We start from the raw sequence: 249 nt of genomic DNA on the forward strand, positions 1-249 counted from the left end.
GGGTGTGGAGGACGGCTCGACCATCCTGGCCATCAGCAACCACTTCAAGTCCAAGGGTTCGGCGCCGTCGTCCGGCGAAAACGCCGACACCGGGCAGGGCGGCTGGAATGCGGACCGCGTCCGGCAGGCGCAGGCACTGGCGGCATTCGCGGACACCGTTTCCGAATCCGCCGGCACCGAGAAGGTCTTCCTGCTGGGCGACTTCAACTCCTACGCCGCCGAGGACCCCATGAAGGTCCTCGCCGACGC

1 pseudogene is annotated in these 249 nt (G+C 67.9%); it reads left to right on the forward strand.

The annotated features are described in order from the left end of the window. A pseudogene (locus SB754_RS21970) lies at positions 1-249 on the forward strand (nuclease); the annotation flags it as partial.

Origin of the sequence: Leifsonia sp. SIMBA_070 (genome assembly GCF_046534635.1) — a bacterium.
Lineage (GTDB): Bacteria > Actinomycetota > Actinomycetes > Actinomycetales > Microbacteriaceae > Leifsonia.